The following is a 13023-nucleotide window of genomic DNA, read 5'->3' on the forward strand; positions in this document are numbered from 1 at the left end:
CGAAGTGATCAGCGCGCGCTGAGCTCCGTTTTCGGTTTCAGTTCCTTGCGCAGCCAGTCGTCCAGCAGGCCTTTCTCATAACGCAGCGGATCGCTGTCCCCGAACATGCTGTTGCCCATCAGGAACCCAGAGTCGACCAGTTTGCGTTCCCCCTGGTCGATGACATTGCCCTGCGCATCGGTGTGCTTGAAGGTCAGCGACACGCGCGGCGGATAGATTTCGCGCACGAAGCGCGTGTTCTGCAGGTTGGGTCCATGCCAAGGCTCGTACTGGCCGGCGCGCTTGATGTCGGTGATGGTGATCTGCAGTTTTTCGCCGGGCGGCAGTTTCTTCGCGGCGCTCTTCTGCAAGTGTTGGGCGAGTTGTTCGACCCAGTTTCCACGCTGCGCTTCCCAGCGGTTGCCGCTGTAGCGGATATCGGAAAATTGAGTCGGATCAGTCCAGTCCACGCTGACCGGGCCTTCGGCGGGCAGGCTGCGTGGGGCGTCCGGATCGGTGACATTGCGCGATTTGGCCGCCACCGGGCCGGCGAGGAACAGCGCCAGCAAGATGCCCGCGAACAGGGAGGATGTTTTCATGGGGAGAACTCCATTGGGCAGGGATGCGATTGTGCTCCCTTGGCTTCTCATACGCAGCAAGCCGTGGATTCGTTGCGCTGCCGTTGCGCGGCATTCATGCAGCGCGGACGCGGAGGTCAGTCAGCCATGCCCGCTTCCGCCCCTCCACGACGCAGCGGATCGGGCAGCGGTGCCCCTTGTTCGGTGAAACCCAGCGATACCGAATTGAGGCAATGACGCTCGCCGGTGGGTGGGGGACCATCCGGGAAAACATGGCCCAGATGGCTGTCGCAGCGCGCGCAGACGATCTCGGTGCGGATCATGCCGTAGCTGGTATCGCGGATGGTCTTCACGTGCGCATCGTCGTAGGGCTGGAAGAAACTGGGCCAGCCGGTGCCGGAATCGAACTTGGCGCTGGAGCGGAACAGAGGCAGCCCGCACAGTCGGCAGGTGTAGACACCCTCCAGCTTGTTGTCCAGGAACACACCGCAGAATGCCGCCTCGGTCCCATGCTCCAGCAATACCCGGCGTTCTTCGCTGCTCAGGCCGTCGATCAGTTGCTGGCGCTGGGTGGGGCTGGGTGGGCTGAGGTCGAATGCGCTCATGGCGGGCTCCTGGGTCGGGGTCGAAGTCTACGTAGTACCGCGTGGGCCAGGCGCGAGGATATAGGAGGCCTGCGTGGAAGCGATATGGGGACGCGATGATGTATTTCCACTGCAGGCAACCTAGTTCCCATTCGTGGTGAGCCTGTCGAATCACGCTCTATGGAGCTGATATCGGACAACCTGGTTCAATTCTTCCGCTAAAAGCGTGGTTCGACAGGCTCACCACGAACGGTTTTTCTGCCGGCGACAGTCAGCCCCCCACCCCGAATCGCCGCAACAGCACGTACACGAACACGCTGGAGGCCACGCACAGCCCCATGGCGATACCGAACCCGTGCTCGCTCGCCAGTAGCGGCAGGTTGCCCATGTTCATGCCGAACACGCCTACCACCAAGGTGGGCGGCAGCAACAACGCAGTGACCACGGACAGCACGAACAAGTGCCGGTTGGTCTGTTCGGCCAGTTTCGCCGCCACTTCGTCCTGCAGCAGTCGCGCCCGCTCGTGCAGGGTGGCCACATCGCTGTCCAATTCGTCGAAGCGCTGCGACAGCCGAGTGGCCGCTGGCAGCAAGGCATGCCGGGACGAGGCGGCGTAACGCTGTTCGAACTGCCGCAGTACGCGCCGCAACGCGGTCAGGGGACGGTGCATGTGCACCGCTTGGCGACGCAATAGAGCCAGATCGCGACGTTCCTCGCCGATGCGGTCGGCGAGTACGCGGTCTTCGATGTGGTCCAGCTCTTCGCCAAGCTCCAGCGTGGCATGGGCGACTGAAGCGGCGAATTGTTCGACGATGGCTTCCAGCACTTCGGTCGCGGAATCGAAACGCACGCCGCCACGCACATGCTGGCGCACCTGTTCGACCGAGCGCAGCGCATGCCGGCGCGCGCTGACGATCAAGCCGTCGGCCAGCGCGAAGTGCAGCCAGCCCACTTCCGCGTCGCCGCGGGCGAACGATTGTTTGCTGTGATCGCTGCCGCGCTGGTGGCGCCAGTCCACGAACACGCCATAAGCGGTGCCGCCTTCGAGATGTAGGCTGACATGGGTATCGTGCGAAAGCAGGGCTTCGCCGGCGGCTTCGGGCAGGCCCAGTTCGCCGATCGCATGGGCGGTTCGCGCATCGCTGGTGTTGAAGTGCAGCCATAGCCAGGCATGATCGCGTCGCGCGTCGGCGAGCCGCTCGCGATCCAGCAGGGCGGCGTCCAAGGTGCTGGCATTGCCTTCCGCATCGAAGCCATAGGCCCATACCAGACACGGCATGCCGAGGAAGGAAGGAGCATCCGTGGTGGGAACGAGCATGCGGGGCTTCAAGACATTCAGATGACAACGAAGCTACGCCGCCGTTATGCCGTTTTTGTGACATCGGCAAGCCAAGCGAAAGGGGAGCCGGAAGCCTTTCAGTGTTCCGTACCTGGATCACTGCATTGCCGGATCGGTTAGCGGTGGCCATGCGATCTACGGATTGAACCCTTGCGGCGTATCCCCATCTATTTGATATTGCGGCGCCGCCGCCGGCCGACTCCCGTGGAGATGCCATGTCCGTTCCCGTCAAGATCGATTTCGTTTCCGATGTCGCCTGCCCGTGGTGCGCGGTGGGCTTGAAGTCGTTGCAGGCGGCCATTGCGCGCGTCGGCGACGAGCTCGAAGTCGAGCTGCGTTTCCAACCTTTCGAACTCAATCCGCAGATGCCCGCCGAAGGCGAGGACGCGGTGGAACATCTGACCCGCAAGTACGGCATCACCGCCGAACAGGCGGCGCGTAATGGCGAAGCCATCCGCGCGCGCGGCGCCGAACTGGATTTCGAGTTCCGTATGGACCGGCGTCGGCACGTGTACAACACCTTCGATGCGCATCGCCTGCTGCATTGGGCGGAAAGCCAGGGCGAGGGGCGGCAGCTGGCGCTCAAGCAGGCGCTATTGCGCGCCTATTTCACCGATGGCCAGGATGTGTCCTCAGCCGAAGTGCTGGCGCAGCTTGCGGTGGAGGCCGGTCTGGATGGGACTCGCGCGCGCCAGATCCTGGCGTCGGACGAATACGCGCAGGCCGTGCGCGCGCAGGAGAGCTTCTACACCAGCCGGGGCATCACTGCCGTCCCGTCGGTGATCTTCAACGACCAGCATCTCGTACAGGGCGGGCAACCGGTGGAGTTATTCGAACAGGCCCTGCGTCAATTGTCGGGTATTCCCGCGCCGCCGAAATCCTAAGTGTCCATCTCGGCCGCAGAGGCCAGTTGGGCAATGCCCACGGCAGGCTCAGCCGTGACTGTTCAGCATCACCGACTCGCAGCCAGCCATGTCCATGACTACCGCGGTGGGAATACCGTGGTTTTCGTGCAGAGAAGTAGCCATCAGATCGGCGGTTTCCATGGCGTCGCTGCGCGAGGCGAACCATAGCCGGCCCTGATCGCCTTCATAGAGCTGCCATCCGCTGCATGCGGAGACGATAGTGAACATCAAGCGCTGCTGCATGTCGGGTTCTCCTGGCGGCGATACTGGTGCCGCAGAAGCATCCTGGACTCATGTGACATGAATCACATTAGGGCGATAACCCTTTGCCGCGTAGGAAAAGTCTTACCCGGATTCGCACCGATGGCAATCAGTTCGCCAGCGGCCGGAGCTCGTGTTGTTCGATATCGGTCGACAAGGCGTGGAACTGCATGGCTATTTCGTAGATCCCAGCCACTGCGAAAGCGGCACGCTGGGAATCCGGGTGATCCCAGAACTCGGTGATGAAAACGGCGTCAGGCTCGTTGGGCAGGACGCTGACCACATAACTCAGGCAGCCAGGAACGTTGAAGACCAAGCGCGAAACCTCTTCGAGCACTCCGACCAGAAGCTCATGCTTGCCCGGAAGTGCGCGCGCCTTGGTGGCCAAACCATAGGAGGAATTCATGCTCGAGCGTCTTCTATGGAGTTTGGTTATCCATCCTAGGGGCAAGCCCCGCAGCGAAGGTTAAGCATTCGGAAAAACCATGGGATGCCTGTCGACACTTGAAACCTGATCCTTATCGTGCCTACGCCTGGAAATCACGCATCTCCATCGTTTCAGCTCGCAATGTGATGTGTCTGCTTCGATCAATGCGCCGCGATGGTGGGGATGGCTTCGAAGCGCCGGGCGTAGCCGCGTTCGTCGGCGACGCGTTCCACTTCCTGGTCGGCCAGATCGGGCGCGCCATAGACCGCATAAGCGATGCTGCCGTCGCCGCGCTGGCCGACTTGATGCAGCCGGTAGCGGGGGCGGCCGCTGCCGCTGTTCTCGGGGTAATGGACGGGCGGCTGGTTGCCGTCCAGGTCCATTTCGCTGTTGTCGACCACACCGCCAATGAACAGAGCACGCATGCTAATTCTCCTCAAGAGGAAGGAATCCTCAGTCGTTGTGGAGCATCGCAAACGTATTGTTGGGGTTGTATGAAGTTGGCGTTGAGATTGCGACAAGTCTGCGTGAAGGAGATCGCCGATAGGTGCCGGCGACTGGTCATTTCAATAAAGGTGCGAGGGCTTTCCAGACATGATCGCGAAGCTTCGGCTGCGCCGTAGCGATGGGATGCAGGTTGTCCGCCTGGAACGCGCTGCGATCCAGCGCGATGGGTTCCAGCAGGAAGGGCAGGTAGGCGGTCTTGTGCAGTTTCGAAAGCTCGCTGAAGTTGCGTTCGAACCCTTGCGTGTAGTCGCGCCCCATATTGGGCGGCATGCGCATGCCGATCAGCAGCACCTTGGCGCCGGCCGCCTGCGATAATTTGATCATGCGCTCCAGATTGCTGCGCGTCTGCTGCAAAGGCAGGCCGCGCAGGCCGTCGTTGGCGCCCAGTTCGATCACCACCACGGCCGGGCGGTTGCGTTTCAACTCGCCGGCGATGCGGGATACGCCGCCGGCGCTGGTTTCGCCGCTGATACTGGCATTGACCACGCGCCAGCCGGGCTGAGTCTTGCTAACCCGGTCGGCGGTCAGCGCCACCCAGCCCTGCGAGGCGCTCAGGCCATAAGCGGCCGAGAGCGAGTCACCCAGCACCAGAACGGTGCGCGAAGCCTTGGCAGCGGGCGTTTGTGCGAACGAAGCCGGAACCAGCGTCGCGAAAACCAGTAACACCAGACCAATGGCACATTGAACCCGACCCCGCCAACCCGCATAACCTGACGACATCCCACGTCTCCGATGCATAACCAGGAACATCATGGCCGATTCCACCGAACTGCGCGCTGAAGTCGCGCGGCCGAAGCTGCGCCCCGCCCTACAAGTCCACGCGTTGGGGAAACGCGTGCCTCTGCCGTCGGGAGAGCTGACTATTCTGCAGAGGGTTACCTTCGAGATCGGTCATGGCGATACGGTCGCCATCGTCGGCGCCTCCGGCTCGGGCAAGAGCACGTTGCTGTCCTTGCTCGCCGGCCTGGACAGTCCTAGCGATGGCAGCGTGACGCTGGATGGCGAAGCGCTTTCCGCGCTGGACGAAGACGGCCGCGCACGGGTGCGCGGCGAGAAGGTCGGTTTCGTCTTCCAGAGTTTCCAACTGCTGCCTTCGCTCACTGCGCTGGAGAACGTGATGCTGCCGCTGGAATTGCGCGGCGATGCCGACGCGGAAACGCCGGCGCGGCAGATTCTGCAGAAAGTCGGACTGGGCGAACGCCTGGGCCACTATCCGCGCCAGCTGTCCGGCGGCGAACAGCAGCGCGTGGCATTGGCGCGCGCCTTCGTCACCCGGCCCTCGCTGTTGTTCGCCGACGAACCCACCGGTAATTTGGATACGCATACCGGACAGGCCATCATCGAACTGCTGTTCGCTTTAAACGCCGAAGCGGGCACCACACTGGTGCTGGTCACCCACGACGAACACTTAGCCAGTCGCTGCGGTCGCATTCTGCGGTTGGACAGCGGCGAGCTGGTCGGCGAAGGCGCTGCGGCATGAAGACGCTGCGCATGGCGTGGCGGCAGTTATTGCGCGACGTGGCCGCAGGCGATATCCGCATCTTGTTCGCCGCGCTGGTATTGGCCGTGGTCGCGGTGACCGCGGCCGGCTTCGTCACCGATCGCGCCGAGCGTGCGCTGGCGATCGAAGCCAACCGCCTGCTGGGCGGCGATGTCGTCGTCCGTGGCGACGCGCCCATTACCGGCGTGCTGCGCGACGCGGCCAACGCCAGCGGATTGCGGCGCACCGAAACGCTCAGCCTGGACAGCATGATCCGCGCCGGCGAACAGTTGCGCCTGGGCGATTTGCGCGCATTGGGCGAAGGATTTCCGTTGCGCGGCAGCTTCCGCATCGTCGACGCTGTCGGAGGTGCCGAACACGATGCGAAAGGCATTCCCGCGCCCGGCACCCTATGGATGAGCCAGTCCGGCGCCGAGACGCTGGAAGCGAAGATCGGGGACGAAATCGGCATCGGCGATTCGCGACTGCGCCTGGCGGCGCTGGTGGTGCAGGAGCCCGACGCTTCGATGGATTATTTCAACGTCGCGCCCAAGGTTTTCCTGAACCTTGCCGACGTGCCGGCCACCGGCCTGGTCCAGGAAGGCAGTCGCCTCGGCTATCGGTTGGTGGTGGCCGGCGACGCTGCCGCAGTGGAACGCTTCACGTCCCTCGCACGCCCCGCGCTCGCGCGCGGCCAGCGCCTGGAAACGATCCAGGACGCGCGTCCCGAAATTCGTTCCTCGCTGGATCGCGCCGGGCGTTTCCTCGGGCTCGCCGCGTTGGTTTCGGTCGTGCTGGCCGCCGTGGCCGTGGCGATGGCGGCGCGTCGCCATAGCGAACGGCATCTTTCCGGCACCGCGGTCATGCGCTGCCTCGGCGCTAGCCAGCGCACCCTGGTCGGCATCCATGTGGGCGAACTGGTACTGCTGGGCCTGATCGCCTGCACCGTGGGCGTATTGATCGCCTATGGATTGCAGTGGGCGATCGGCAGTTGGTTGCAGGCGGAAATGAAGATATCGATTCCTCCTGCGGGCTGGTTGCCTGCCCTGCAGGGGTATGGCGTGGGCATGATCGTGCTGCTGGCCTTTGGCGCTCCGCCGGTATTGGCGCTGCGTCGCGTGCCTGCGCTGCGCGTGTTGCGTCGCGATCTGGATCCCACCGAGCCCAGCGCATGGCTGGTCGCGTTGACCGGTTTCGTCGGCCTAGGCGCCTTGCTGTGGTGGAAGGCAGGTTCGGCGACCTTGGGCACGGCCATGCTGCTCGGCATCTTGGCCACGCTAGCGGTGCTCGCCCTGTTGGCCTGGCTGATGATCCTGCTGGTGCGCCGCCTGCGTTCGCGCCTGCGCGGCAGCTTGCGTTATGGATTGGCGAACGTTAGCCGTCGCGCCGGCACCAGCGTGGCGCAGGTGTCCGCGCTGGGCCTGGGATTGATGGCGTTGCTGCTGCTGACCTTCGTTCGCACCGATCTGCTCGACCGCTGGCAGCTATCGTTGGCCGCCGATGCGCCCAACCGCTTCATCATCAACGTGCAGGAAGACCAGCAGGCGGACGTGAATGCGTTCATGGCCGAGCAGAAAATCGCGCCGCCCACGCTCTATCCCATGATTCGTGGTCGCCTGGTCTCGCTCAACGGCAAGCCCAGCAGCGGCGCCGACTACGCCGACGACGAAGAAGCCAAGCGCCGCGCCGAGCGCGAGTTCAACCTGTCCACCGCCGCCACGCTCCGCGACGACAACAAGGTCACCGCCGGCAAGTTCTGGACCGGCCGCACGCCGGCGCCCGAGCTTTCGGTGGAAGAGCGCTTCGCCGAGCAGCTGGGCTGGAAGGTCGGCGACCGCGTCGCCTTCGATATCGCCGGTCAGCCTTTCGAAGGCAAGATCACCAGCCTGCGCAGCGTGGACTGGGAAAGTTTCCGCCCCAACTTCTTCGTGATCGCCTCGCCCGGATCGATGCAGGGCTATCCGGCCAGCTACATCACCGCGGTGAGCGTGCCGCCGACCCAGAAGCGCTTCACCGCGCAGCTGGTCGAGCGGTTCCCCAATCTGTCGGTGATCGATGTCGATGCGGTCCTCAAGCAGGTACGCAGCACCGCCGACCAAGTGTCGACCGTGGTGCAGGTAGTGTTCTGGTTCTCGCTAGCCGCGGGCGTGCTGGTATTGCTGGCGGCGATCAGCGCCAGCCAGGACGAACGTCTGCTGGAGGGCGGTGTGATGCGCGTGCTCGGCGGCAGCCGTCGGCAATTGCGCCTAGCGCAGGCTTCGGAATTCGCCGCTATCGGCCTGTTGTCGGGGTTGGTCGCGGCCATTGCGGCGTCAGTGCTGTCCGGCGTGATCGCCACCCAGGTGTTCGATCTGCCGTGGAAGGCGAACTGGTCGCTCGCCGCCATTGGCGGAGGCCTCGGCATGCTGGCCGCGCTCGTCGCAGGGCTGTTCGCCACGCGCCGCGTGCTGGATGCGCCGCCTTCGGTGACGCTGCGGGAGCTGCAGGGCTGACCTGGCGGTCCGGATTCATGCGCTATTGAGCGTTTGTCCCTCGCTTCACCGTGCGATTACCAATGCGTGGACACACTCGCTGGAAACCGCACGGAGTCGAGCGATGGATTCGAACTCGCACAACGCACCGCCGGTCGGCGGCAGCATGGAACGCAGGGCGCAAATCCTGCGTTTTCTGTGGCGCTACCGCAATTCGGGCGTGTTCTCCGGACTTTCGCTGGAACCGTCGTTCGAGCAACGATCCGAGTCGGAAGGAAGTCCCGAAGAATTCAGTCGCGATCTGGAGGCGCTGGGCCCGACCTTCGTGAAGCTGGGGCAGATGCTTTCCACGCGCCCGGACATCGTGCCGCCGGCCTACGCCACGGCGCTGGAGCGCATGCAAGAGAATGTCGGCCCGATTCCCTTCGAGCACGTGCGCGAAGTGGTGGAGGGCGAGCTAGGCGTGCGCCTCAGCAAAGCTTTCGAACAGTTCGATCCCGAACCGATCGGTTGCGCCTCTCTGGCGCAGGTCCATCGCGCCACCCTGCGCGACGGCACTCCGGTTGCGGTCAAGGTGCAGAAGCCGGGCGTGGGACAGCAGCTGGCAGCGGATCTTTCCTTGCTGCGTGGCGTGGCCAACGCAGCAGATCGCATGACCAAGCTGGGCCGGCATGTGCATTTCGCCGACTGGCTGGGGGAATTCAACCGCACCCTGATGGCCGAACTCGACTATGTGGCCGAAGCGCAGAACCTGGAACGTTTCGGCGAACACCTAGCGCCGTATCCGGAGCTGTCCGTGCCGTACCCGGTCTGGGACCTCACCAGTCGCCGCGTGTTGACCATGCAGTTGTTGGAAGGCGCACGCGTGGATCACGTGCCCGGCGTGCGCCGCACCGAACAACCGATGCAGCCTTTGGCCGATGCGCTGATGCGCGGCTATCTGGATCAGATGTTCGTGTATGGCGAGATCCACGCCGATCCGCATCCCGGCAACTTACGCGTCATGACGGACGGCCGTCTGGCGATCTTCGACCTGGGCATGGTCGCCAACGTGCCGCCACGCCAGCGCGAACGCATGCTCAAACTGCTGTTCGCGGCGGTCGACGGACGCGGCGAGCAGGTCGCGCAGGAAGCCATCGCGCTGGGCACACCGCTGGACGATTACGACGACGAACGCTTCACCCGCGAAGTCGGCCAGCTGGTCAGCCGATACGCCGCGCACAGCGCCTCGATGTCGGAAGGGCGCGTGGTGCTGGAGCTGGTGCGGCTGGCCACCGCTCACGGCCTACGCACGCCGCCGGAAGTGAGCCTGTTGGGCAAGACCTTGCTTAATCTGGATGCGGTGTGCCAGTTGCTGGTGCCGGGATTCGACGCCAAACAGGCGGTCGAAGACCATCTGCAGCATGTCATGCGCGCACGCTTACGGCGATCGCTGTCCTCGCCCAGCCTGGCCAGCGAACTGATGGAACTGCAATCGCTGATGCGCGATGGACCGCGCAAAGTCACCGACATCCTCGGACTGGTCGCGGACAACCGCCTGCAGCTGCGCGTGACCGGGCTGGAGGAGTCGCATCTGATGGAAAGCCTGCAGAAGATCGCCAACCGCATCGCCGCCGGCGTGGTCACCGCCGCCCTGATCCTGGCTTCGGCGCTAATGATGCGCATACCCACCAGCAGTACGCTGTGGGGCTATCCGACCATGGCGCTGTTGCTGTTCCTGCTTGGGGTAGGCCTGGGTGCGAGCATCGTGGTCAGTGCGTTGTTCGGCGACCGTAAGGTGAAGGCGAAGTAGGTGGGCGCGCGGTAGGGACGGCGTAGGAGCAACGTAAGTCGCGAAACCGTATGCACGGACAGAGTGGTTCGCGACTTACGTCGCTCCTACGGCAGCAATAAGAAAGCGCCGCCCTTTACGGGGCGACGCTGAAGCTTGACGATCTGATTGCTTCCGTTCGCCATCCATGGCGCGCCTTTTCCGCTTCGGATCGTCCGGCCCGGCCATCCATGGCCGGGCGTTCGGGACCGCGGCAGACGCGTTGAGCGCGTCCGCCAAGCACGCGGTCCCTCACCCTTTAATGCAGATCACCTGACGCAGCGTGTGCACCATTTCCACCAGATCGGCCTGCGCGGCCATGACCGCGTCGATCGACTTGTAGGCCGCCGGCGATTCGTCGACCACTGCCGCGTCCTTGCGGCATTCCACGTGCGCGGTGGCCTCGCGGTGCTGTGCGAGGGTGATCTCGGCGCGTGCGCGGGTACGGCTCATCACACGGCCGGCGCCGTGGCTGCAGCTGTGGAAGCTGTCCGCGTTGCCCTTGCCGCGCACGATGTAGCTGCGCGTGCCCATGCTGCCCGGGATGATGCCTAGCTCGCCCGTGCGCGCGCTGACTGCGCCTTTACGGGTGATCAGCAGTTCCTCGCCACCGTGCGTTTCCTTCTGCACGTAGTTGTGATGGCAGTTCACTGCCGTCTTCTCCAGCTGGAACTTCGGCAGGCGATGGCGCATCTCCGCCAGTACCCGCGCCATCATCGCCTCGCGATTGTGGCGTGCGTAATCCTGCGCCCACGACACCGCTTCCACGTAGTCGTCGAACAACGGCTCGCCTTCCATGAAGAAAGCCAGGTCCTTGTCCGGGACGTGGAAACCCAGCACGCGATGCGCCAGTTGCTCGCGAGCCAGCTCGATGAAGTAGCTGCCGATCAGGTTGCCGGTGCCACGCGACCCGCTGTGCAGCATCACCCATACCGCATCCGTCTCGTCCAGGCAGATCTCGATGAAGTGATTGCCGCCGCCCAGCGTGCCGATTTGGCGCTCCAGCTTGTCGGTACGGATCTTGCGGTGCTTCTGCTTGATCGATTCCAATCCTGCCATCAAACCCGACTCGGCGATGCGCGTTTCGTGGCTGTCCGGAAGGCGACGATGCTCGCCGCCCGGGCCGTTGCCGACCGGCACGCCGCGCTCGATGGACGAACGCAACTGCGCCAGATTGTCCGGCAGGTCGCTGGCGCGCAGCGTGGTGCGCACCGCGGCCATGCCGCAGCCGATGTCCACGCCGACCGCGGCCGGGATGATCGCGCCGCGGGTCGGAATCACCGAACCCACCGTCGCGCCCTTGCCCAGATGCACGTCGGGCATCACCGCCACCCACGGCCCGACGAACGGGATGCTGGCGATGTTGCGCAACTGCGCATGGGCTTGGTCTTCCAACGGCACGCCGCGCACCCAACCCTTGATCGGGGTGGCGCTGCCTTCGGCATGCAGCAATTCGTAATTACTCATAGGTCTTCTCCTTGTTCCCTGGAAAGTCCGTGCATCCGCTTCCTGCGGATACACGGGATATTACTTCAACGTCACCAACTGCTTCAGCACGCCGTCCAGGCCGCCGAACACGGTGAGCTTGTCGATCTTCTCGGTGACTTTCTCCAAGGCCTCCAGTTCCTTCAGGCGCATCAGCACCGGGCTCTCCTCGATCAGCTTGGCGGTGTTGAGCAGGGAACGCGTTGCGTTCGCCTCCTCGCGACGGCGGATCACGTTGGCCTGGGCCGCCTTCTCCGCCTGCACCACGCTGTTGAGGATCTCCTTCATCTCGCCCGGCAGGATCACGTCCTTGACCCCGACGCCCAGCACCTCGACGCCGAACGCGCCGACCTGGCCGCGCACGTAACCGAAGATGTCCGCATCCAGTGAAGCCTTGTCGCCCAACAGCTCGTCCAGCGTCTTGGCGGAAACCGCCTTGCGCAAGCCGTACTGCAGTTCGCGGTACAGGTGATCGCCGAACTTGGCCACCTTGGTACGCGCGGCGACCGGATCGGTCACGCGCATGCTGGCGGCCAGGTTCACACGCAGACTGACCTTGTCCTTGGTCAATAGCTCCTGTCCCGACACTTCGACCGACTGCACGCGCAACTCGATCACCTCGGCGCTCACGTTCTTCTGGAAATTCCAGAAGGCATAGGCGCCCGGCGCCAGCGTGCGTGCCAGCTTGCCGTCGACGAACACCAGGCCCGCCGACTCCGCCGGCACTTCCGCGATCACCGCGACCTTGGACAGCGCGCCGAGCTGACGCAGACGGCGAGTGACGGTGGCGTCGACCTCGAGGCTGTCGGCGAGCGACACGCGCTGCACCTCTACGTTCACCAGCCCGCGCCAGTACAGCTTGCGCGAACCCGGCGCCAGCACGTCTTCCAGCTTGCCGTTCTTCGACACCAGGCCGACTTCATCGGCACCGATGTCGGCGAGCACGAAGGTCTCGTCCAGCCTGTCGCCTAGCCGCGCGATCAACGCGTCGGCATCGCGTCCGGCGTATTCCGGATTGGCGATGCTATGCACCGCAACGTCGATGCGCTTCAGCGGATCGAACATGCGGTACACGCCTGCGGCGAGCACGTGCTCGAACTGGCGATTTTGATACACCAGGCCGCGCTCGCCGTCACCGATCACGACCCTCTTGGTCCAGAACATGGCACTACTCCTTGGTATGGCTCTGGTGGTCCG

13 protein-coding genes are annotated in these 13023 nt (G+C 64.1%); 4 read left to right on the forward strand and 9 right to left on the reverse strand.

Features of this window, described 5'->3' with window-relative positions:
* Positions 1–8: 8 nt before the first annotated feature.
* The 3 genes from AC1DTQ_RS08270 to AC1DTQ_RS08280 all read right to left on the reverse strand — a co-directional run bounded on the left by AC1DTQ_RS08270 (position 9) and on the right by AC1DTQ_RS08280 (position 2459).
* Entirely contained in the window at positions 9–578 is a 570-nt protein-coding gene (locus tag AC1DTQ_RS08270) for a DUF3016 domain-containing protein (protein WP_477849031.1), read from the reverse strand.
* A 116-nt stretch (positions 579–694) separates the two neighbouring features.
* A complete protein-coding gene (gene msrB / locus AC1DTQ_RS08275; protein WP_477849032.1) occupies positions 695–1162 on the reverse strand; it encodes a peptide-methionine (R)-S-oxide reductase MsrB in 468 nt (155 codons plus the stop codon).
* 250 nt (positions 1163–1412) lie between these two features.
* Positions 1413–2459, reverse strand: a complete 1047-nt coding sequence (locus AC1DTQ_RS08280) for a transporter (RefSeq protein ID WP_477849033.1) — start codon at positions 2457–2459, stop codon at positions 1413–1415.
* 236 nt (positions 2460–2695) lie between these two features.
* Here AC1DTQ_RS08280 and AC1DTQ_RS08285 point away from each other — a divergent pair, with 236 nt between their 5' ends.
* Positions 2696–3364 (forward strand): DsbA family oxidoreductase, encoded by a 669-nt coding sequence (locus AC1DTQ_RS08285; protein WP_477849034.1) that lies wholly within the window; start codon positions 2696–2698, stop codon positions 3362–3364.
* Positions 3365–3412: 48 nt separating this feature from the next.
* Here the strand turns inward: AC1DTQ_RS08285 and AC1DTQ_RS08290 are convergent, their stop codons facing one another.
* The 4 genes from AC1DTQ_RS08290 to AC1DTQ_RS08305 all read right to left on the reverse strand — a co-directional run bounded on the left by AC1DTQ_RS08290 (position 3413) and on the right by AC1DTQ_RS08305 (position 5300).
* Positions 3413–3628, reverse strand: a complete 216-nt coding sequence (locus AC1DTQ_RS08290; protein ID WP_477849035.1) for a hypothetical protein — start codon at positions 3626–3628, stop codon at positions 3413–3415.
* A gap of 127 nt (positions 3629–3755) precedes the next feature.
* Complete coding sequence (locus tag AC1DTQ_RS08295; RefSeq protein WP_477849036.1) at positions 3756–4052, reverse strand: antibiotic biosynthesis monooxygenase family protein; 297 nt, start codon at positions 4050–4052, stop codon at positions 3756–3758.
* 182 nt (positions 4053–4234) lie between these two features.
* Positions 4235–4498 carry a hypothetical protein gene (locus tag AC1DTQ_RS08300; protein ID WP_477849037.1) on the reverse strand — a complete coding sequence of 88 codons (264 nt, stop codon included), beginning with the start codon at positions 4496–4498 and terminating at the stop codon, positions 4235–4237.
* A gap of 136 nt (positions 4499–4634) precedes the next feature.
* Positions 4635–5300 (reverse strand): arylesterase, encoded by a 666-nt coding sequence (locus tag AC1DTQ_RS08305; RefSeq protein WP_477849038.1) that lies wholly within the window; start codon positions 5298–5300, stop codon positions 4635–4637.
* Positions 5301–5331: 31 nt separating this feature from the next.
* On the opposite strand from AC1DTQ_RS08305, the gene AC1DTQ_RS08310 reads away from it, so the two are divergent.
* The 3 genes from AC1DTQ_RS08310 (at position 5332) to AC1DTQ_RS08320 (ending at position 10323) form a co-directional block, all read left to right on the forward strand.
* Positions 5332–6060, forward strand: a complete 729-nt coding sequence (locus AC1DTQ_RS08310; RefSeq protein WP_477849039.1) for an ABC transporter ATP-binding protein — start codon at positions 5332–5334, stop codon at positions 6058–6060.
* Entirely contained in the window at positions 6057–8552 is a 2496-nt protein-coding gene (locus tag AC1DTQ_RS08315; RefSeq protein WP_477849040.1) for an ABC transporter permease, read from the forward strand. Before AC1DTQ_RS08310 ends, AC1DTQ_RS08315 begins: the two co-directional genes overlap by 4 nt.
* Before the next feature lie 103 nt (positions 8553–8655).
* The gene (locus tag AC1DTQ_RS08320; RefSeq protein ID WP_477849041.1) at positions 8656–10323 is read left to right on the forward strand and encodes an ABC1 kinase family protein; all 1668 of its coding nucleotides are present in this window, start codon (positions 8656–8658) and stop codon (positions 10321–10323) included.
* 270 nt (positions 10324–10593) lie between these two features.
* Here AC1DTQ_RS08320 and AC1DTQ_RS08325 read toward each other — a convergent pair whose 3' ends face one another.
* On the reverse strand, positions 10594–11808 hold the full coding sequence (locus AC1DTQ_RS08325) for an RtcB family protein (protein ID WP_477849042.1): 1215 nt from the start codon (positions 11806–11808) through the stop codon (positions 10594–10596).
* 60 nt (positions 11809–11868) lie between these two features.
* Positions 11869–12990: a slipin family protein gene (locus tag AC1DTQ_RS08330; protein WP_477849043.1), complete on the reverse strand. Its 1122-nt coding sequence runs from the start codon at positions 12988–12990 to the stop codon at positions 11869–11871.
* Between the last annotated feature and the right edge of the window lie 33 nt (positions 12991–13023).

The sequence above is a fragment of the Pseudoxanthomonas sp. P4_B2 genome, assembly GCF_056402315.1.

Coding starts and splice junctions, on each gene's coding strand:
- AC1DTQ_RS08300 (WP_477849037.1), bottom strand. CDS start 4,498: ATGCGTGCTCTGTTCATTGGCGGTGTGGTCGACAACAGCGAAATGGAC.
- AC1DTQ_RS08295 (WP_477849036.1), bottom strand. CDS start 4,052: ATGAATTCCTCCTATGGTTTGGCCACCAAGGCGCGCGCACTTCCGGGC.
- AC1DTQ_RS08315 (WP_477849040.1), top strand. CDS start 6,057: ATGAAGACGCTGCGCATGGCGTGGCGGCAGTTATTGCGCGACGTGGCC.
- AC1DTQ_RS08285 (WP_477849034.1), top strand. CDS start 2,696: ATGTCCGTTCCCGTCAAGATCGATTTCGTTTCCGATGTCGCCTGCCCG.
- AC1DTQ_RS08310 (WP_477849039.1), top strand. CDS start 5,332: ATGGCCGATTCCACCGAACTGCGCGCTGAAGTCGCGCGGCCGAAGCTG.
- AC1DTQ_RS08280 (WP_477849033.1), bottom strand. CDS start 2,459: ATGCTCGTTCCCACCACGGATGCTCCTTCCTTCCTCGGCATGCCGTGT.
- AC1DTQ_RS08320 (WP_477849041.1), top strand. CDS start 8,656: ATGGATTCGAACTCGCACAACGCACCGCCGGTCGGCGGCAGCATGGAA.
- AC1DTQ_RS08290 (WP_477849035.1), bottom strand. CDS start 3,628: ATGCAGCAGCGCTTGATGTTCACTATCGTCTCCGCATGCAGCGGATGG.
- AC1DTQ_RS08330 (WP_477849043.1), bottom strand. CDS start 12,990: ATGTTCTGGACCAAGAGGGTCGTGATCGGTGACGGCGAGCGCGGCCTG.
- msrB (WP_477849032.1), bottom strand. CDS start 1,162: ATGAGCGCATTCGACCTCAGCCCACCCAGCCCCACCCAGCGCCAGCAA.
- AC1DTQ_RS08325 (WP_477849042.1), bottom strand. CDS start 11,808: ATGAGTAATTACGAATTGCTGCATGCCGAAGGCAGCGCCACCCCGATC.
- AC1DTQ_RS08305 (WP_477849038.1), bottom strand. CDS start 5,300: ATGTCGTCAGGTTATGCGGGTTGGCGGGGTCGGGTTCAATGTGCCATT.
- AC1DTQ_RS08270 (WP_477849031.1), bottom strand. CDS start 578: ATGAAAACATCCTCCCTGTTCGCGGGCATCTTGCTGGCGCTGTTCCTC.